Below are 19,653 nucleotides of genomic sequence, written 5' to 3'. Positions count from 1 at the left end.
ATGAACACATCTCCACTTTTTGAAAAGATAGAACATATAGGTATCGCTGTTAAAAATCTTCAACAAGCAAATCAACTTTACACCACTCTGCTTGGAGTGTCACCCTATAAAATGGAGGAAGTAGAAAATGAAAAAGTAAAAACTTCATTCTTCAAAACAGGAGAAAGCAAAATTGAATTGCTGGAATCGAGTCAGCCGGATTCTGCCATTGCTAAATTTATTGCAAAAAAAGGCGAAGGAATTCATCACATCGCTTTTGAAGTCAAAGACATCAGAGCAGAAATGAAGAGACTGAAAGAAGAGGGATTTGACTTGCTAAACGAAGAGCCCAAAATCGGTGCTGACAACAAATGGGTTTGTTTTATACATCCCAAATCTTGTCATGGCGTGCTGGTCGAACTCTGCCAAAGCATTCAAATATGAACTTGTACGAGATCTGCCTTGCGGTGGCAGGAGGATTCTTTGCAGGATGCATCAATACGCTGGCCGGAAATGGATCTGTGATTACATTGGGGTTTTTGACGGAAGTGATGGGCTTGCCCGGAAACATTGCCAATGGAACCAACCGCATCGGAATCTTTGTGCAGGGACTGTCCAGTCTTGAAGCGTTTCACCGCAATAAAAAAATGCCCCTTCAGCGCACCTGGAAGTATCTCCTCACAGGCATGATTGGTGCCATTGCTGGTGCGTGGCTGGCGTTGGATATCAGTACCGAAGGTTTTAGAAAGGTGTACAGTTTTCTGGTACTAGCCCTGTTGATTCTGATGATATTTCAATCACGATGGCAAAAAAAAGCAGTGGAAAATGATCAAACTGTAAGTCCATGGATTTATATCCCTGTTTTTCTTGCTTTGGGATTTTATGGAGGATTTATACAGATGGGTATGGGACTGTTTTTTCTGGCTGTGATGTTGTATGTCACACGGCTGCCCATCGTTGAATCCAATGCTGTCAAGGTCTTTATGGTAACGAGTTATACCCTGATGGTAATTGGCATTTTCCAATATTTTGGTCTCATCGAATGGAAGATAGGTCTTACCATTGCGATTGGTCAGGGAATTGGCGGTTGGCTGACCGCGCAATGGGCGAGCACCATTCCACACGCTGAGACCATTGCAAGGAGATTTTTAATTTTTATCATGGTGTTTACTCTTTTCCATTTGTTTGGAGTGTTTTCCTGGCTGTTCCGTATCATTTGAATTCCGTGTTTTCAAAATTGCTATCAATAATTGATCTTTGTGTGGTCCTATTTTTTTTGTACAAAGTCATCACAATCCTATTTATGAAAAAAAGAAAAAACAAGCACTCCTTCTCTTTGGGTCACATCGCCCTTTTGATCCTTCCTGTGATGAGTTCCTGTAGTTTTGCTTATTATGCTCCTGTCAATCTTCAGCCCAGTGGACTAAGACATAAGGGAGATCTGAACATCCAGGCAAGCTTTGTTTCCATTGACCCTCCAATGGGTGGAAATGCATCCATTGCCTCAGCATTTACGGACCATGTGGGTGCACGATTGTCGGGTTTGTATGTTTCCTCTTCTCCGGATGCAGATTCAGATGAAGGAAGATCAGGAAATGGCAAAGCAATTGATTTAAATGCATTCTATTTTGGAGAATTCTATTCCAGATTCAGATATGAAGTGGGTGCTGGATTTGGCTACCAGCAAATTTTGGTGAAAAGAAAAGACATTCCATTACAAACCGAGATCCGTTATTTAAAACCCGCAGTGACTGGATCAGCCTGGTGGGATTACAAAGGACTGGAATTGGGACTCACATTACAATTCATTGCTTTGACCGGTTTGAAACACGAAATTGGAAACTTAAGCCAACAAGAAGCCAGTGATCTTTTGGATTTTACATCAGACATGTACAACAAAGCCACAAAAACCAATTTAAATGTAGGGACTTTCTTAAGGTATCAATACAGGTCGATTTCTTTATTTTCAAGTTTTCATGCTTCGACTGATGTTGGAGATGTGGAATGGGAGTATTTTCCATTTTCGTATCAAATCGGGCTGATGTATCATTTGAATAGATTGTGTTCAGACAGAGACTAAATCACCATTCGGGTCAATTCCCAATGCAGGTAGAATGCACAGGAACATCCATTCAGTGAGATTGATTGTTTTCTAATAGATTGGTTATCATAAATTTAGAGAAATTTTTAGGCTGTTTAAGTCATTCAATGGAAGTGGTTTCAATGATTAACACCCCTTTTACATATAATTTATTTCTATAATTTATAAAATGCTGTATATTTGCATCAAAATCGAATTATGGAAATGAAAAATTTAATCCGGATTTTGCTCTACCTTTTGTTGGTCTTATTGGTGGTGGCAATATCTGTAGTTGTTTATAAGAAATTCAAAGCTCCACAGGATACCGAACTCAGCACGGATACCGCAGATAGTACTTTGGTGGATACCATGGCTGTTGACAACATGGCCCTGACGGCGGACGACAGTCTGATCTTGGGTTTGACGGCCGAGACCAGCGTTCAGCCGGGCATGACAACAGACCCAATTTCCAGTGTTGCGACGACTCCGCCGGTAACAGATCCGGTGGTAGAAGCTCCCAAAGAGAATGTTTCTCCGGTAGCCAAACCAGTCAACAACACTACTTCTTCTACGGCATCCAGCTCCAAATCAAAGAGCGGTAATTCCTCAAAGGCCAATGAATCAAAAGCAGCGACCAGCAAGTCCGGAAAATACTTTGTAGTAGCCGGATCCTACATTGTTCCTTCGCATGCGGACAAGCAGGTAAGCAAATTGAAGAAAATGGGATATGCTTCCGCCAATTCAAAGGTCTTTGGGTCTGATGAATATTACAGGGCGATTGCAGGTCAATACGATACCAGAGATGCTGCTGATAAAACCGTACGGCAACTCAAGGCAAAAGGCATTGACGCTTTTGTCAAAACCAACTAATCGCTTTCAATCCATCATTTTGAAAATATAAGGCGTAGCCATCCGGTTGCGCCTTTTTTTTTATATTTGTAATGCGATGTGTGGCAGAGGGTCTTTAACCAAGGTTGAAAAGGAACTTGAAGAAAGGTTTGGTTCTGATTTCTATTCCAAAGATCTGGAGCGGTACAACCCGATTCCAAATTTTAACATCGCGCCCACCCATGTTCTGCCTGTCATTCTGATGGAAGATCCACTTCATTTTCAACCGGCAAAGTGGGGTTTGATCCCATCCTGGGCCAAGGATCACAAGATTGGTTCCAAAATGATCAATTGCCGCAAAGAAAGTTTGGAAGAAAAACCCACTTTCAAGACGGCTCTGATCAAAAGGCGATGCCTGATCCCGATGGATGGATTTTATGAATGGAAAATAAATCCTCAGGGTGGAAAAATACCTTATAGAATTGGTATCAAGAATTTTGAACTGTATGCCATGGCTGGTATTTACGACCGTTGGAAAGATGAAAAGGGTGAGATTATCATCAGTTGCAGTATCATCACCTTGGCCTCTAATGAATTTATGCTACCCTACCATGACAGAATGCCTGCGATCATGCTCAGGGAAGAAGAAAGATGGTGGTTGGATCCATTAGTAAATAAAACAGATGAGTTGTTGGATCTGATCAAAGCTTATCCAGATGATGGTATGGAAGCATACGCGGTTTCTGATCGTGTTAATTCGGTGAGGAACAATGAACCATCATTAATTTTACAGTCAGATGACATTACCGGACGATCCAATTAAGTGATTCCATTTCAAAAAATTATTTTATTAAAATTAATTGCAGGATTAGAAAAAGTAATTTATTCTTACTTATATTTGTACCGTTTCCTAAATAAATTTTGCTACTTATAGTTTCAGGAAAGTTTTCAATATTTTATAATTGTAATTAATTTTATTTTTTCACATTATAAATCTAAATTATGAATACTTTTAAAATTTTATTTGGGGGGGGGGGGCATTTTTAGCCCTTATTATTTGGTCATGTGTAGACAGTGTTAAGGATCTTAATTCATCTAATTCGAGCTTGACAAATCAAGAATCTTTAAATTCTCATCAGTTTAAAGATTACCAAACTAAGATTAGTGAGTTAAATCACAAAAGAGAGATGTATTTTTTAAGCCTGCAAAAAAATACCAATCCACAAATTCGTATAAAACCAACTTCTGCTACTGCCGTGGACTGTGATCCTAATTTTTCGGAGTACACTTCCTGCTCAGGACCTACTAACTATGGACATTATATTGAAGACTTGCCCGGTTATGGAGATTGCAGGGCCTATGTGACCTATGAATTATATGTTTGTTTTACCATTACTTCGACTCAAATAATCACTACGTACGTTTTTAACAAATTTACTGCAGTTCCTGAGCCAGGCACTGATTGTGCAAGCTTACTGGCAGGCTGGAGGAATTTGGCCATGACCAACCAACTGTCTCAGCTAAAAACTGAAATGGATTTATTTATAGCCATAGCAAGACAGAAATTAGAAGCAGATTGGTTGCTACCTGTAGTCGATGAAAATAAAACCATATATGATTGCGAAGATCTAGATGCAGATTTATTAACGGCAAGTTTTTACCAAAGTCATTGCTACCGGTACTGCATTAATACCACTGGAGGATTCAATTTTTACCAAAGTGCTTGCTCAGAGGTTTGCTGTCATACCACCACAAAATATTGCTGGGATGAAGTTGAAGAAGAATTTGTCATCGAGGTCATTGATATTGAAGAATCCTCAGAATGTGAAGATGTTCTTGTAGCATGTGATAACGGATATACTTCTGCAGGTGATTGCTTCCATAATTGTGTTCCTTAGTTAGATGAAATTAAAATTAATATGAATAAAATTACAATATTGCTTTTGACTCTTGTCTATAATTATACTTCTTTTGCACAAATTGATCCAGCTGCAGATCTGTTTTTAGACCTTAATCCAAGATGGGCACATGTTGCCATCGATACCGGATATCATAAAGAAAACAGTGACGGGATGAATCACATGACACGTCCTTCCTTTTTTTCACCCCTCGTTAAAGAACAGTTCGCTTATTACGCATTAAATTATATAGGTGATCTGAATTCTGGGGTTTTTATCGAAAAGCTGGATCTTAATTCCGGCCAATCGGTTTGGACGATCCATCAGGATGAGAGAAATAATGATCGGAAGGAGTATAATTTTTATTTGGGCTTTAATCCGGAAGGAGATCTTCAAAGTTTAAATTTCAGAGCAGTGGACAGCATGCCATTTGGCTTATGGGCCAAAGCCAAGGTGGCCGTCAGAACCTTTGATCCACACACAGGTACTGTGTTGAGCTATACTACCCCACCTCCTTTTGAAGACAGTTTGCATCCAAGGACGGGATTTTTATTCAATGAGATTAAATTGTATCCCTACAAACAGGATGGATATCTTGTAAACACTGCTTTTGGCCATAAAGATAATTATTGCATTGCAAAAAAATGGTACTCCAATGAAGGCCTATACTTAAAAACGGATAGTATTTTGGTTCCGAAAAAGTATCAATATACTTCTATAAGTGGTATGTTTCCCAGCTTAGCCAGTTTTGCGTCTTATGTTTCAGAATTTAATTCTTCACCAACACGAGGGGATAATTATAGTGGACCTTTTGAATCCCTGATTGAATTTTATAACAAGGATTTTGAACCGGTTCTGAGACTGGATGTGGGCCATCATACCGGTGCCTACGACTATCTACTTCCACATGCCTACGATGATTATGTGTTGCTGGAAAAAATGGATTCCATATCCTTGGTTCCAAATGATCCTCCTGTGCTTAAATATCTGAAGTTGGATTATAGTGGTAAGCTCCTAGAATCCTATCGTCTCAATCGAGTTTCCTATGTGCAAGGTTCACCCAGTCATTGCAGACTCGCAGGTAATAACGGAAACCTGGTGGTGCGCTGCGTGGACCATAGAAATATATCAATGACGAATCCTTTTGTTTTGGAGTTTAGCCTCTTGGAAAACAATCAGCCCCAGAAAGTTCTCAAAATTGTAAAACTAAAAGATCAATTTGGAATGCTTTTATCCAAAATGGTTCAGGCAGAAAATGGAGACATCATCTTATTTGGTCATTTTAGCAAATGGAAGGGAGGCACAACTTTTGATTTAAATTTTGGACGATACATCACTCTGCGCTTTTCATTGGCAGAACTTGGTCTGGAAACATCGATCACAGAAACTGGCGCTGACAAAGAATTTATCATTGAGCCCAATCCAGCGAAGGATCGCGTCTTTATCAATCCTGAAGAGCACAGATATGGTGTTCTCAGATTCCTGGATGTGACTGGCAAACAAGTTTTAGAAAAGCAAATTGACGAAAATTTTAATGGTTGGATTTCTGTGGAAAACTTACATCCTGCATGGTATGGTTTACAATGGATTCCAAAATCAGGAGATAAGATTCAATCCACCAAAATATTGATCGTGAAATAAAAATTATCAAATACCAAATTACTCTGAAATCTATTCTGGATTTATGAATGATCTATCATTTCACAAACTTGAATGCCCGGTGTATGGATTGAGAATGCAGGGACAATAAATAAAGTCCTGAAGGAATATTTTCTATAGGTATAGAATGTGGTAGAAATTCAATGTTCCCTCGATTCAGAACTTTTCCGGTCAAATCACGCATTTCCCACTGACCTTTCATTTCCAAATTTTTTACATGGCCATTGCTCTGCACTTTAATCAACGATTGATCGAAGGAAATAAAAATTGAAGTTTGATGGATATCCTGGTTATGGGTAGATCCGATGGTATATTTCCAAACTTCCTTCAACCGGTTTCTATTCGCATCCATTCCTGTGGCGTAATAAAATACATCTTCTGCCTGCCACCACATTCCTCCACGACGCGCTCTGGCTGGCAGGGAATCCAATTGTGACCATACACCATTGATTAAATCAAATTTCCACAAATCGTTGATGGCATTCAATGAAGAGTCCAGTCCACCCATGATGTATAATTCGGTTTTAGATGCGAACATGGCAGCATACGCCCTGCCTGCTCCGGGAAAAACTGAAATGACCGACCATGCGTCGGTTACAGGATCGTATTCGTACAATTCTCTGGGGTAGGATTGGTCCATACTGCGACCGAGGGACAAATAAGCCTTGCTGCCATTTGCGGCAGCGCTGGACTTAAAACGGGGTGCAAAGGGGCAGTCCTTCATTTTGATCCAATGGTTTTGCATCATGTCAAAGGCCCATACCTGAGACAGCAAATTTTGTTTGGAATCTCTGCCACTTACCACATAAGCCAATGAATCTATGCTAAAATAAGCCATTCCGTTGCGGGCAGTATCCGGAAGTTCCAACATTTCAAACCATTGATCCAAGACAGGATCATAACGCCACATATCATTAAAATTTACACCATTTGCCTGAACACCCCCAAATACAAATCCGGACATTCCATCTGAAAAACCAGCTGCATATTGTCTGTGCAAATGTTCTGCGATTCCGGTAACCTCCGTCCATTTATTCAAATCAAACGAATAAGCATAAAAATCGGATAAGGTATTTACATTGCTCGCACCTGTCCCACAATAGGCCAATTGATCAATCATAAAACAAACACCGTCGTCTCTTGGTATACCCGCATAATCCTCCAACTGCTTCCAAGCCTGAGAAACTCCAGGTTGATACCACATCAGTAGAAGGAATATGATAAAAAATGGAAATTTCATGACTGGAGCTATCCATTGGAAACGCAACAAGTTGTTTATTAATTGCAACCAGATATTTAAACAATGTTCTACTGATAAATCTAAATTACAGAATTCACAGAGGAACATCATTTTTTCAAAGCATTTTCCCAATACTGATCCATTGAAGACTGTTCTAAAAGACAGAATTAAACAGCTTATGATACACGGTAATTCAGGAATTCATTTTGAAAAATTGTTGGTTGTGGGTTCAACTGATGTCCTCAAACACCCTATTTTTTAATCATCGGATCAAAGTCAAATCCCCGCTCTGATGAAATCTGCGCCAGTTACCCTGCGCATCAAAACCATCGTATTCCATAAAAAAAACATAAACGCCAGGTAACATCATCTGTCCATTGGACATACCATCCCATTCAAATGGTATCGTCTGCGATTCAAAAATTTGCTCACCCCAACGGGTGTAAATTCTCAAGCTTGGATTTTGTACATATTCAATTTGCGGAATAAATAAATCATTGATTCCGTCTCCGTTGGGAGAAAACACATTTGGAAAAAAAACAATTGCCGGACATTTCTCTTCGACAACAAGTGAATCTGTATCATAGCATCCATACACATCGGTTAGCTGAACAGTATAATTTCCACCACTTCGAATTTCTCTGACAACATCTTTACTTCCATCTTCCCATAAGATCGCATGGTGGGTGGTAATTTCTAAAAAGATGGATTCTTTGGCAGGGCAAAAGCTGCGGTCTTCACCCAGTTCCGCTTTGGGATTTTCAACCACCACAAGCTTCAAAGTATTGGGATATGTGCTGCAACCAAGATAATTTCCAACTGCTGTATAAATTCCCGCATCGTATCCGGAAACCATTTTTAATTCGGGAAAAGCTTCGTCAGAAGAGAACCCATTGGGTCCCGTCCATTGATACAAAGCCCCGTCTATGTCATATGCTCTCAAGGTCAAATCGGCTCCTTCACAAACGAGGGTATCCGGCGATATATCCAATGGTCTTCTAAGGCTTATTTCGATTTCCTTCTCTACCGAATCCATGCTTCCTACACATAAATCCTTCATCCAAAGCTTTACCTTGTACCTGCCCAACGATTTGTAATAATGCGAAAAACGATGTTGAACAGATGTTTGTCCGTCTCCCAAATCCCAACTTACTGAAAACCGGTTTTCCGGAAGTCCGCTGGAAAACAAAATGGAGTCTCCAAAGCATGCCCCATCGTCAGATTGAACACTGTTGATTTTGTAAAAATTGGCCCCCCCGCCATAAGCATAGGATTCCGCCTGCCCATAACCGTATGCTGATGCAATCAATCCGCACCCTCCTCCCAGCAAAGTATGTGCTCCCTGAGCCAGCTCTATGATTGCGTAGGAAAATTCAGCTGAGGAACCCATCGTTATAAAATGTGTATTAAAGTCCCTGAGCTCTTTTCCATCCAGTCTGAAAGAAGATGTATCTGCGGATCTCATGATGACATTGATAAAATGTCTTAGTATATTTTGAAATCTTGTATTAAACAGTGTAACGGTATCTCTAAACTGTGAACTGCTGTTGAGCATCAGCATGGAAGGATCTCCCAGACTGTTCAACCCGTTGCAGAGACCACCTACCAAAAAATGTGCAAGGCAAATCGGTTTATCACTTTTGATGATGGCTGCTGTTCTGAACAATTTAAATTCTCGGTATTCGCCTTTGTTTAATTGATAACTGAAGATCACATTGCCCAAATTGTTTTCAATCCTTACAGTAGTCTTGTCCTCCGCTGCAATGAGCCTGTAGATATCTTCTGAAGTATATGCTGATGGCACCGCCACAAACTCCTTTCCCCAGGTCTCAATTGGATACATTTGTTCCAAAAGATTGTCGCGGTTTCCACAACCATTCGGAACCTGTGTCCATCGATTGCCGCTAAAGACAGCCACCGGTTTGTCCGATTTGACATAACTTCCACTCAGATCCTGTGAGACATCTCCTCCCTGCACCTGATAACTCTGTCCTCTGTCCAATACAACGCTGTGCGTACTGCCTTTTGACCTGCCTGCCTGTGTTTTGGCTGAAGGAACTATTTGGACAGTGGTCTGGTCTTCGGTTGCCACTACGACAAACTCCGTTGGATAATGATCGTCTCTGTTTTGATAAGCAGAATAGCTCATTGTAAAATATTCTCTTCCAAGCGAATTGACCGGTAGCACCAGGGCAGCATCTGATCTGAATTCGTTGTATTGATGGATGTAAACCGATGAAGGCCTCTGTGTCCATACTTCTACGGCAGAGGGAAGCACTTGTTCAGAGCCTAAATTTTCACACTCTGCTGGCAAACTAATTGTAACAATACCATTTTCAGGAATATTGATGTTGCGATTCCATCCGCTTCCGGGAATCATTACTGTGCCGGTGGTATTGTATTTGGAAGTAAGCATCAGCATCCGGTTGTTGGTGCGATCTCTGTGTTCCAAAAAGCTGAACCAAAAATGGGTACCTTCATTGGACTGCGCACCGACGTATGACCGAATCAGAATCCAGACCAACAGAATTAATATCAATATTCTATGATTCAAGCTTATCTTTTGATGGTGGTTGATATAACGATCCAATCCGATTTAATGTTGGTCTCTGGTCCTGTGGTTCGGCATTTAATTTGAATATGTTTTAGTCATCATATTTAATGGCGCTATTAGAAGGAATGGATCCAATCATAAATGCAATTTTTTCTTTTGTTTTATACATCTGATAATGAACTTATTACAATTTTTATTGGAAACTGATTCGCTAAAATATTAAGAAAAAACATGATTTTATAAAATTTGGCAAGGTTTATGCATATATGTACCGTATCAGAGTAATCTGGTAAGTATCCAAGAAATTAGATACAACAATTTCTGAGATCGGTTCGCTGGGGGGTATGAGCCGATCTCTTTTTTTATTTCAAAACAGGTATTTACAAAGTCCTTGCACTTGAGTCTGTACGGATGGACCGTAGAGAAAGGGTATCAAAAATGCACCCAACCTTGCGCTTGCAGGGGATGCTTTTTACCCGAAGCTGTCTTCAAGTGAATGCCCTCTTCTACAGACAATATTTCTCCCACATAATTAAATCCGGGTAAATATTGAATCTTGGGATAATCTTCAGGTCGAATGCACATAAGAAGTTCATAGTCTTCACCTCCATGCAAAGCGCAGGTTGTAGGGTCTAGTTTAAATTCCATGGCCAATTTTCGGGAATCTTCGTGTATGGGCAACATAGAATCTTCAATAATGGCACCCACTTTTGAACTTTCGCAAATATGCATCAGATCCGATGACATACCATCCGACAAATCTATCAAAGCATTGGGTCTGATTCCTAGGCGATCCAACAGACTAATGATATCCTTTCTTGCTTCCGGTTTGAGAAATCGCTCCACAGGATATTTATGTTCTTCCAATTCAGGTTTGATATTAGGATCGGAAAGGAAGATTTGTTTTTCTCGCTCCAGCAACTGCAAACCCAGATATGCTCCACCCAGGTCTCCTGTGACAACGATAAAATCACCTGGTTTAGCCCCGGCCCTGTAAGATATCTTTTCAGGTTTCTGTTTTCCAATGACAGTGACAGAAATGATCAATCCTTTTTGAGAGCTACTGGTATCGCCACCCACCAAATCCACCTGGTACAGATCACAAGCAGTTTTAATACCCTTGTACAATTCTTCCAAGGCTTCTACCGAAAATCGATTGGACATCGCGATGGATACTGTTATTTGCTTCGCCACAGCATTCATGGCACAGATATCTGAGATATTACTGATTACTGCCTTGTATCCCAGATGCTTCAGTGGAAAATACATCAAATCAAAATGAATACCTTCGATCATCAGATCAGTGCTGATCAGAACATCCTGATCTCCGCCTTCAATAACAGCTGCGTCGTCGCCTACGGCTGTTTTGGTATCCTGATGATGAAGAATAAAATGCTCGGTCAGGTGTTTGATGAGTTTGAATTCTCCCAGCTTATTTACTTCGGTATTTGTCATAAAAGGGTATGAAAATATGAGCGATTAATCAATCAAGACTTGTGTCCAGATATCGTGTTTGGGAATGGCTGTTTTCAATTGAATGGGAAGGCCTGAAAACGGATGATTAAAACTAATTTTCCAGGCGTGTAATCCAATGGATTTATCTTTGTTGGCTCTGCGGGCAGCATATTTTACATCTCCCTTGATTGGCAGGCCGGCTGCTGACATTTGACAGCGAATCTGATGAAATCTCCCCGTTTTAGTACTTATTTTTATGACAGAGTAGTTGTCAAGTCTCAAGACTTCTTTGTAAGTCAAAGAGGCTGGTTTTGCATCTGCCGTTTCTGACACAAATGCTTTGTGAAGCCTTGTGTCATGAATCAATAAATGTTCCAGAACGACAGATTCCTTTGTTTCCACATGAGGCACAATCGCGAGATATTCCTTTTGGATCATTTGATTTTCCAACATTTTCTGAAACTGACTCTGATCCTTCGGATTTTTTCCAAATACCACCAATCCCGATACCGGTCTGTCAATTCTGGTACAGGGATACAATTGGTGTTTTGCATAGGCACACAACAAACGATACAAACTCGGATCGCCCGTTTTATCTTCCTGCACAGGCATCAAAGCAGGCTTGTCAGCAATCATAAAATGCCGGTCTTTAAAAACAACCAGAGAAGAAATATCAGCCAATGGATTTACTTAATTTCCTCGTAATCGGTGTATTCCGATCGATTGGAAGATGCCTTTCCAGGACCTGTTCTGATTTGTTTTTTCTTCTGAAAAAACAGTACGTACAAACCATAAGCGGCGAGACCTAAAATGATCAGTCGAATCATAAATACCAACAATAAAACCCAAAGGTAAGTAAATCAGATCCAATTGACCCGAGGATTTGTCAGGATCGAATATCAGACGGCCATATAATTCACCCATCATTTCAACTAACCTGGCCAAAGCTGCCTTAAAGATGGTGCTTCTGATGATCTGCAATAAGTGGGCCTCCATTTACGTCTATTGGTGAATTCCAATAAATCGCTATTTTTACATGTTTATTTTTAATAAATTATTTCATTTTTAATTTGTAAGTAACTGAATATAAATGGGTAAGTCATTGAATAAGGTTAATCTAACAGGATGGATTGTTTTCCTGATCACTTTTACGGTTTATTATTTTTCTGTAGAGAGGACTGGAAGTCTTTGGGATTGTGGAGAATTTGTATTGGGTGCTTATAAATTGCAAGTGGTGCACCCTCCCGGAGCACCGTTGTTTTTGATCATCGGCAGAATGTTTACCTGGGTAGCTACCTTATTTTCGGATACCCCTTCGGATATCGCTTTTGCGGTAAATCTCATGTCGGGAATTTGTTCTGCATTTGCATCCGTATTTATTTGTTGGACCACCATCATATTCGCTAAAATTTTGCTGTATGGACGCAATCGGGATGAGGAAGCCAGTCAGGATTGGGCAGTAATGGGATCAGGACTTGTGGCCGGCTTGACCACTGCTTTTGCCACCTCCATCTGGTTTTCAGCGGTAGAAGGTGAGGTTTACTCCATGTCCACCATGTTTACTTGCATGACTTTATGGGCCGCTGTAAAATGGTATTATCTGCCCAACGAACCCAAACACGACCGTTGGTTGATTTTTTCCCTTTATGCAGCAGGACTCTCTGTTGGTGTGCATTTGTTGAGTTTATTGGCTTTCCCAACCATCGCCATTCTTTTTTACTATAAAAAATGGAATAAAATTACATTCAAAGGATTTGTCCTTGCAGGATTGATTGGGGTGATCTCAGTCGTACTTTTTCAATCCATCATTGTTTCCGGATTGCCCAGTTTGTGGAGTATGTTTGAAATTTTCTGTGTAAATACCCTGGGCTTGCCTTTCCACTCCGGACTGATTCCGACCGTTTTACTTTTGTTTGGCGCATTTTATTATGCACTTAATTATGCCAAGAGAAAAGGCAATGATTTGCTTTACAAGGCATTTTTTACATTGATGCTGGTAACCATTTCCTATACACCGGTGGGTGTGGTATTGTTGAGAGCCATGGCAAACACCCCTATTAACATGAACAATCCTGATGATGTCGTTAGATTGTTGCCCTACATCAACAGAGAACAATATGGTGACCGTTCCTTGACCAAGGGTCCTCACTTTGATGCCCGCCCAATAGATACAAAAACCTCCAACCGCTATGGCCGGAAAGGAAATAAATATGTGGTGGTCGATCGGAAATTCGACTATGTGTTTGCAAAGAAAGATCTAATTTTCTTACCGAGAATCAGTCATAGCGATCAAGGTAGAGTCCAACTTCACAGGATGTGGATGAACCACCTGACGGGGAGATCAGAAGGCAAGCCAGACATGGTTTATAATTTAAAATTCATGTGGTCCTACCAATTTGGTTGGATGTTTTGGAGATATTTTCACTGGAATTTTATCGGACGTCAAAACGGTGAACAGGGCTATTTCCCTTGGGATAAGAAAGACGGACACTGGCTTTCAGGAATCAAAGCCATCGACGGTGCCAGATTATACAACCAAAGTGAGTTGCCGCGGGTCATCAGAGAAAATCAGGCTAGAAATACTTATTTCTTCCTTCCTTTCCTATTTGGATTGTTGGGCGTTTTCTTTCATTTCAAGAAAGACAGAAATGATTTCCTGGCTCTGCTGGTCATGTGGTTGATAACAGGTCTGGGACTCTGTTTTTTCAACAATTCTCCACCCAACGAACCCCGTGAAAGAGATTATGTGTTGGTAGGCTCTATCTTTACCTATGCTATATGGATCGGATTGGGCGTCTTATTCCTGGTTGATTTCCTCAGAAATAAAATAAAAATGGCACAAATGCCATCTGGATTGATTGCTACATTGGTGGTATTGTCTGCCCCGGTGATCATGGGTTTCCAGAACTTTGATGATCAATCAAGAAATGGAATTACTGCAGCCCGTGATTACGCCATCAATATCCTTGAATCCTGCCAACCCAATGCAATTATTTTTACTTATGGCGACAACGATACCTATCCGGTGTGGTATGCGCAAGAGGTAGAGGGAATTCGCCGCGATGTCAGGGTCATTAACCTCAGTTTGATTGCAGTGGATTGGTACATTGATTCCCAAAGAAGAAAAGTCAATGATTCTCCACCTGTCAAAATGAGTATTCCAAAAGAACAATATCGCGGATTTTTAAGAAATCAGATTTTCTATTTTAATCCTGCCGGTGAAGGAGCTCCAGATCAAGAAATGAATTTGGGAAGTCTTTTAAAATTTCTGGGCGAGGATCATCCCATTTCAGCCGGAGGCGGAAGAGAATTTGAAACATACATGCCAACCAAAAAAGCATATCTTGAGATCAACCGCCAAAAAGCACTGGAATTGGGAATGATAAGTGCGGCAGATACCAATGCTGTAGATCGCATACCGATCAATTTAAATCCGAATTACATTACCAAAGATGATCTTGCTGTACTCGACATTATTTATTCCAATATACACGAAAGGCCGGTTTATTTTTCTGTGACCTGCCAAATGGAAAAATTACTTGGCCTCCAGGATTATATGAAAATGGAGGGTCTGGCCCTGCGCATCACACCAGTAATGACCCCAAGCGACCGCAGTTTGTCCATTTATGGTTCTGGCAGAATGGACGTTGAAAAAAGCTACGATGCCGTAATGAATAAATACAAATGGGGCAATTTCGACAAAAAGAAGTTGTTTGTGGATCATGCCTATGCACTAAGTGTTCAGGGTTTGCGGATGATGATGATGCGCCTGGGATCTATTCTTGAAGCCAATGGCGATACAGTCAGAGCTGCTGCTGTAGCCAACAAATATTTTGAGTCATTTCCCAATATGAATTTTCAATACGATATTCGGGTTATGCCATTTATTCAAATGCTGATATCAGGAGGCAAAATGGACGATGCAAAAAAACACATGAAAATTTTGGCGGAAGAAATTGCAGACATGATGAATTTTTATGAATCTCTTTCTGCTGATGAGTTGGCTTCTAGCTTTCAACAAGATAAATCGTTTGCCTCATCCGGAATTCGAGAAATATCAAACATGTTAAGTCAATTTGCAGATCCAGAATTTGAAAAACAAATCAGGGATCTTTTGGCCAAATACACACCCAGTCCGGTCAATAATTGATCTCTATGGGTCAAATTTTATCCATCGGAGCGGATCACGCGGGTTTTGAGTTGAAGGAAAAACTACTCTTCTGGTTACCCGATTTGGGGTATTCAGTGATTGATCATGGTTGTTTTAGCAATGAGTCGGTTGATTATCCAGACTATGGTAAAAAAGTTGGTCTAAGTGTATCTTCTGAAGAAGCACATCTCGGTATTGTGATTTGTGGAAGCGGAAATGGAATTGCCATTGCTGCCAACAAAGTAAAAGGTATCCGCTGTGCGCTTTGCTGGAATGTTGAAATCGCTGTGCTGGCCAGAAAACACAACAATGCAAATGTACTTGCTCTGCCAGGTAGATGTCTAAACGAAGAAGAAGCCAAGCAAATTGTCATTCACTTTCTTCAAACAGGTTTTGAAGGAGGGAGACACGAGACAAGGGTTAGAAAAATAGAAGAGTGAAAAGAATATTTTGGCTATTCGTGGTCTGGCATTGTGGCCTGACATTGGTTGTGTCACAACAGAAGTATTTTAGTGGAATTATCAGGCCTACAGCACCACTGCCCCTATTGGATGGTATCTCAAAAATTGCAGAGACCATTGACTCAAATGACTTAAAAGAAATTGTCTTTTATCTCGCTTCTGATTCCTGCAAAGGCAGAGAGCTTGGAACTCCGGGAAACGATAGGGCTTCCGAATTTATTTCATCCAGATTGCGTTCTTATCAGTTGAACCCTCCTCCTGGTCATTCGGATTATTTTCAAAAAGTGAACTTCAAATGGATCTATTGGAAATCGATGGTATTAAAAATAGATGACTTTGAATACCGGAATTTATGGGACTATGTCTGTCTCGCAAAAGACAATGAAAACCTTCAACTCGAAACGAATGAAGTTCTTTATCTTGGTTATGGAATCGATGACCCTCAATACAGCGATTATAAAAATTTAAATGTCAGGGATAAAGTAATTGTCATTTACAATGGTGAACCGGTAGATAAGAATGGAATCAGTCGCATTACCAAATCCAGCCAACTTTCTGATTGGAGCAAAGACGTCAAAAGAAAACTTAAAATTGCACATGAGAAAGGTGTCAAATTGGTTTTCATCATTGAAGATAAATTTAAGGAAGTATCAGATGCAAGCAGGAAAGATATTTTGAGTCCATCCGTATTGCTGGAAAAAGATGAAAGGAAGGAAAGACAATTTGCAAACTCAATTTATCTTTCAAGTACAGTTGCCGCAAAACTTTTGGGGAAATCTATAAAAAAAATAATTGCAGCGAGAGATAAAGCAAAGTTTAAAGGAAAAACAAAAGCGATCCTTATTAAAAGAAAAATATCTGTTTTACAATCAAGGGAAACAAACCAAATTCTTGGAAAAAATGTAATGGCCTATATTGAAGGAACAGATAAAAAGGAGGAAGTTGTTGTCGTAACCGCACATTATGACCATATAGGTATGAGAGGGAAAGAAGTATTCAATGGTGCCGATGACAATGCTTCCGGAACAAGTGCAGTGATGTTAATTGCAAGGGCTTTTCAATTGGCCAAACATCAAGGATTGGGACCTCGCAGATCTGTACTTTGCATGTTGGTGACCGGAGAAGAAAAAGGCTTGTTGGGAAGTATGTACTATGTCAAGGATCCGGTAATACCCCTTTCCAATACCATTGTCAATGTGAATGTAGATATGATTGGCAGGACCGATGAAAAATACAAATCAGATTCCAACTATATTTATGTGATTGGATCAGACAGATTATCCATGGATTTACACCGCCTTCATGAGAAAGTGAACGCTGAGAGGTTTGGACTCACCTTAGATTATACTTACAATGATGAGAAAGATCCCAATATGTTTTATTTTCGTTCTGATCATTACAATTTTGCTGAAAAAGGCATTCCGGCCATTTTCTTTTTTAGCGGTGTACACGAAGACTATCACAGAATCTCCGACGATGCAGAAAAGATCCGGTTTAGAAAACTGAGCACCATTGCAAGGCATATATTTTTCACCTCCTGGGCCTTGGCCAACGAAGAGCAAACCATCCGATTGCACCAGCAGCCATAAGCCTGGATTTCTTATAATTCAAATTGATTTTTTGGTGAATTGCTTTTTTCGACGCGCTATTCTGTCGACACTGTGATTATTTTGACTTAGCTACAAGGCAGGTATTACCATCCCATTAAGAAAAATTTACAGGACATTGTCCAATAACTCTATATTTGTGCACAAACAAATCTAAATCATAATTTATGGATACCGCTTTATTATTATTGATTCTGGGTTGGGCATTTGTACTTGTCTGGGTGCCTTTAACGGTTCTTTCCCAAAGAAAAATGCACCCAAAAGCCCTTTTTACATTGTTTTTTGCTGAAATGTGGGAACGCTTTTCCTTTTATGGAATGAGAGCATTTTTGGTGCTTTACATTGCCAAAGAGATCTTTTCAAGTTTAGGAGACAGTGGGTCTATGGAGCGGTCTGTTGGAATTTATGGAGCATTCAATGCTTTGTTGTACGCAGCTCCCATCGTGGGTGGGATGTTGGCTGACCGTCTTTTTGGATTTAGACGAGCGGTTATCCTTGGGGCAATTATGATGGCTGCCGGCCAGTTTATTATGGCATTTAATGCTGCTACTTCTGATACTACTTTTTTATTGTTTACAGGGCTATCGGTCCTTGCGATTGGCAATGGCTTCTTCAAACCCAATATCTCTAGTTTTCTCGGAACTTTCTATGAGCAAAACGATCGTCGGAAAGATTCTGCATTTACCATTTTCTATATGGGTATTAATGTGGGTGCTTTTTTAGCTCCTTTGACTTGTGGATACCTGGCAGAGAAATTTGATTACTCCTTGGGCTTCATGACTGCTGGATTGGGAATGTTGTTGGGTCTTATTGTATTTTGGAGAAACATGAGCAAATACGAAGACAAAGGAAATCCACCTGATCCCGCAGCTTTAAATAAACCTGTATTTGGAATTCCACAACAATGGCTTGTATTGATTGGTGTCTTGATCTCCATTCCATTGTTTGGTTACCTAATTGACAATGAAGGTGTGACCAATTATATTCTAATTATCGCAGGTATTGGGGTGATAGGATATATTCTAATATCTTCTCTATTCTTTACCGAAGACAAACAGGAAGGTCAAAGATTGGTGGTCTTTTTGTTTTTGTTTTTCTTTCACATGATTTTTTGGACGCTCTTCGAGCAGGCTGGTGGATCTCTCAATTTTCTAACCGACAAATATGTTGAAAAACATGGTATTGAGACCTCCATGTTTCAATCACTGAATGCCTTATTTATCATTCTACTTGCTCCGGTATTCACCTGGATCTGGAACTCTCTCAGCAAGAAAAATATGGAACCCCGAACACCCATTAAATTTACCTGGGCCCTTTTGCAGATGGCACTGGGTTACTTTATCATCGTTGCTGGTGCAAGAACCGTTCTTGGTACGGTCAATGACGGGGCTTTGATTCCAGTGATGTTTTTGGTTTTCATGTATTTATTTCACACGACTGGAGAATTAAGTTTGTCTCCGGTTGGTTTGTCAGTGGTGACCAAACTCTCACCCGCCAAAACAGTTGGATTTGTAATGGGTACCTGGTTTCTATCCATATCTTTTGCACACAAAATAGCTGGTAAACTCGGACAGATGATCGCTGCACCCGGCAACGATGCCGCACCTGCTGAAGCGCTCTCCGCCTATGTAGATGTGTACATGACCTGGGGGGTTTACATCACCCTTGGTGCTGCCGCTTTATTGTTTGTTTTATCACCATGGCTTAAAAAATGGATGCACGGAGTGCATTAATTTTTCAAC

16 protein-coding genes are annotated in these 19,653 nt (G+C 40.3%); 11 read left to right on the top strand and 5 right to left on the bottom strand.

Annotated elements, in window-relative coordinates:
• The 7 genes from mce (at position 1) to IPM48_06565 (ending at position 6,426) form a co-directional block, all read left to right on the top strand.
• Positions 1–423 (top strand): methylmalonyl-CoA epimerase, encoded by a 423-nt coding sequence (gene mce, locus IPM48_06595; protein ID MBK9271248.1) that lies wholly within the window; start codon positions 1–3, stop codon positions 421–423.
• The gene (locus IPM48_06590) at positions 420–1,199 is read left to right on the top strand and encodes a sulfite exporter TauE/SafE family protein (GenBank protein ID MBK9271247.1); all 780 of its coding nucleotides are present in this window, start codon (positions 420–422) and stop codon (positions 1,197–1,199) included. Before mce ends, IPM48_06590 begins: the two co-directional genes overlap by 4 nt.
• An 83-nt stretch (positions 1,200–1,282) precedes the next feature.
• Positions 1,283–2,059: a hypothetical protein gene (locus IPM48_06585; protein ID MBK9271246.1), complete on the top strand. Its 777-nt coding sequence runs from the start codon at positions 1,283–1,285 to the stop codon at positions 2,057–2,059.
• 225 nt (positions 2,060–2,284) lie between these two features.
• A complete protein-coding gene (locus tag IPM48_06580; protein MBK9271245.1) occupies positions 2,285–2,929 on the top strand; it encodes an SPOR domain-containing protein in 645 nt (214 codons plus the stop codon).
• A 76-nt stretch (positions 2,930–3,005) separates the two neighbouring features.
• The gene (locus IPM48_06575; protein MBK9271244.1) at positions 3,006–3,710 is read left to right on the top strand and encodes an SOS response-associated peptidase; all 705 of its coding nucleotides are present in this window, start codon (positions 3,006–3,008) and stop codon (positions 3,708–3,710) included.
• A 364-nt stretch (positions 3,711–4,074) separates the two neighbouring features.
• Entirely contained in the window at positions 4,075–4,785 is a 711-nt protein-coding gene (locus IPM48_06570) for a hypothetical protein (protein ID MBK9271243.1), read from the top strand.
• Positions 4,786–4,806: 21 nt separating this feature from the next.
• Positions 4,807–6,426, top strand: coding sequence for a hypothetical protein (locus IPM48_06565; GenBank protein ID MBK9271242.1), 1,620 nt, complete (start codon positions 4,807–4,809; stop codon positions 6,424–6,426).
• A 55-nt stretch (positions 6,427–6,481) separates the two neighbouring features.
• On the opposite strand, the gene IPM48_06560 is transcribed toward IPM48_06565, so the two are convergent.
• The 5 genes from IPM48_06560 to IPM48_06540 all read right to left on the bottom strand — a co-directional run bounded on the left by IPM48_06560 (position 6,482) and on the right by IPM48_06540 (position 12,689).
• Positions 6,482–7,648, bottom strand: a complete 1,167-nt coding sequence (locus IPM48_06560; protein ID MBK9271241.1) for a hypothetical protein — start codon at positions 7,646–7,648, stop codon at positions 6,482–6,484.
• A 298-nt stretch (positions 7,649–7,946) separates the two neighbouring features.
• Entirely contained in the window at positions 7,947–10,238 is a 2,292-nt protein-coding gene (locus IPM48_06555) for a gliding motility-associated C-terminal domain-containing protein (protein ID MBK9271240.1), read from the bottom strand.
• Positions 10,239–10,670: 432 nt separating this feature from the next.
• Positions 10,671–11,693, bottom strand: a complete 1,023-nt coding sequence (gene thiL, locus IPM48_06550) for a thiamine-phosphate kinase (protein ID MBK9271239.1) — start codon at positions 11,691–11,693, stop codon at positions 10,671–10,673.
• A 24-nt stretch (positions 11,694–11,717) separates the two neighbouring features.
• Complete coding sequence (locus IPM48_06545) at positions 11,718–12,329, bottom strand: RNA pseudouridine synthase (protein MBK9271238.1); 612 nt, start codon at positions 12,327–12,329, stop codon at positions 11,718–11,720.
• A gap of 54 nt (positions 12,330–12,383) precedes the next feature.
• Positions 12,384–12,689 carry a hypothetical protein gene (locus tag IPM48_06540; protein MBK9271237.1) on the bottom strand — a complete coding sequence of 102 codons (306 nt, stop codon included), beginning with the start codon at positions 12,687–12,689 and terminating at the stop codon, positions 12,384–12,386.
• Between the two features lie 106 nt (positions 12,690–12,795).
• Here IPM48_06540 and IPM48_06535 point away from each other — a divergent pair, with 106 nt between their 5' ends.
• From IPM48_06535 to IPM48_06520, 4 genes are all read left to right on the top strand, one after another.
• The gene (locus tag IPM48_06535; GenBank protein ID MBK9271236.1) at positions 12,796–15,843 is read left to right on the top strand and encodes a DUF2723 domain-containing protein; all 3,048 of its coding nucleotides are present in this window, start codon (positions 12,796–12,798) and stop codon (positions 15,841–15,843) included.
• A gap of 5 nt (positions 15,844–15,848) precedes the next feature.
• Positions 15,849–16,283: a ribose 5-phosphate isomerase B gene (gene rpiB, locus IPM48_06530; protein ID MBK9271235.1), complete on the top strand. Its 435-nt coding sequence runs from the start codon at positions 15,849–15,851 to the stop codon at positions 16,281–16,283.
• A complete protein-coding gene (locus tag IPM48_06525) occupies positions 16,280–17,893 on the top strand; it encodes a M28 family peptidase (protein ID MBK9271234.1) in 1,614 nt (537 codons plus the stop codon). Before rpiB ends, IPM48_06525 begins: the two co-directional genes overlap by 4 nt.
• Before the next feature lie 185 nt (positions 17,894–18,078).
• Positions 18,079–19,644: an MFS transporter gene (locus IPM48_06520; GenBank protein MBK9271233.1), complete on the top strand. Its 1,566-nt coding sequence runs from the start codon at positions 18,079–18,081 to the stop codon at positions 19,642–19,644.
• Positions 19,645–19,653: the final 9 nt, after the last annotated feature.

The organism is Saprospiraceae bacterium (assembly GCA_016715965.1).
Lineage (GTDB): Bacteria > Bacteroidota > Bacteroidia > Chitinophagales > Saprospiraceae > Vicinibacter.
The sequence above is the reverse complement of the archived record's forward strand: the minus strand, read 5'-3'. Positions and strand labels throughout refer to the sequence as shown.

What these genes read in the sequence shown, in the direction of transcription:
- IPM48_06565 (MBK9271242.1), top strand. Translation starts at nt 4,807, where the DNA reads ATGAATAAAATTACAATATTGCTTTTGACTCTTGTCTATAATTATACT.
- IPM48_06520 (MBK9271233.1), top strand. Translation starts at nt 18,079, where the DNA reads ATGGATACCGCTTTATTATTATTGATTCTGGGTTGGGCATTTGTACTT.
- IPM48_06585 (MBK9271246.1), top strand. Translation starts at nt 1,283, where the DNA reads ATGAAAAAAAGAAAAAACAAGCACTCCTTCTCTTTGGGTCACATCGCC.
- IPM48_06560 (MBK9271241.1), bottom strand. Translation starts at nt 7,648, where the DNA reads ATGTGGTATCAACCTGGAGTTTCTCAGGCTTGGAAGCAGTTGGAGGAT.
- mce (MBK9271248.1), top strand. Translation starts at nt 1, where the DNA reads ATGAACACATCTCCACTTTTTGAAAAGATAGAACATATAGGTATCGCT.
- IPM48_06580 (MBK9271245.1), top strand. Translation starts at nt 2,285, where the DNA reads ATGAAAAATTTAATCCGGATTTTGCTCTACCTTTTGTTGGTCTTATTG.
- IPM48_06590 (MBK9271247.1), top strand. Translation starts at nt 420, where the DNA reads ATGAACTTGTACGAGATCTGCCTTGCGGTGGCAGGAGGATTCTTTGCA.
- thiL (MBK9271239.1), bottom strand. Translation starts at nt 11,693, where the DNA reads ATGACAAATACCGAAGTAAATAAGCTGGGAGAATTCAAACTCATCAAA.
- rpiB (MBK9271235.1), top strand. Translation starts at nt 15,849, where the DNA reads ATGGGTCAAATTTTATCCATCGGAGCGGATCACGCGGGTTTTGAGTTG.
- IPM48_06570 (MBK9271243.1), top strand. Translation starts at nt 4,075, where the DNA reads ATGTATTTTTTAAGCCTGCAAAAAAATACCAATCCACAAATTCGTATA.
- IPM48_06575 (MBK9271244.1), top strand. Translation starts at nt 3,006, where the DNA reads ATGTGTGGCAGAGGGTCTTTAACCAAGGTTGAAAAGGAACTTGAAGAA.
- IPM48_06540 (MBK9271237.1), bottom strand. Translation starts at nt 12,689, where the DNA reads ATGGAGGCCCACTTATTGCAGATCATCAGAAGCACCATCTTTAAGGCA.
- IPM48_06545 (MBK9271238.1), bottom strand. Translation starts at nt 12,329, where the DNA reads ATGATTGCTGACAAGCCTGCTTTGATGCCTGTGCAGGAAGATAAAACG.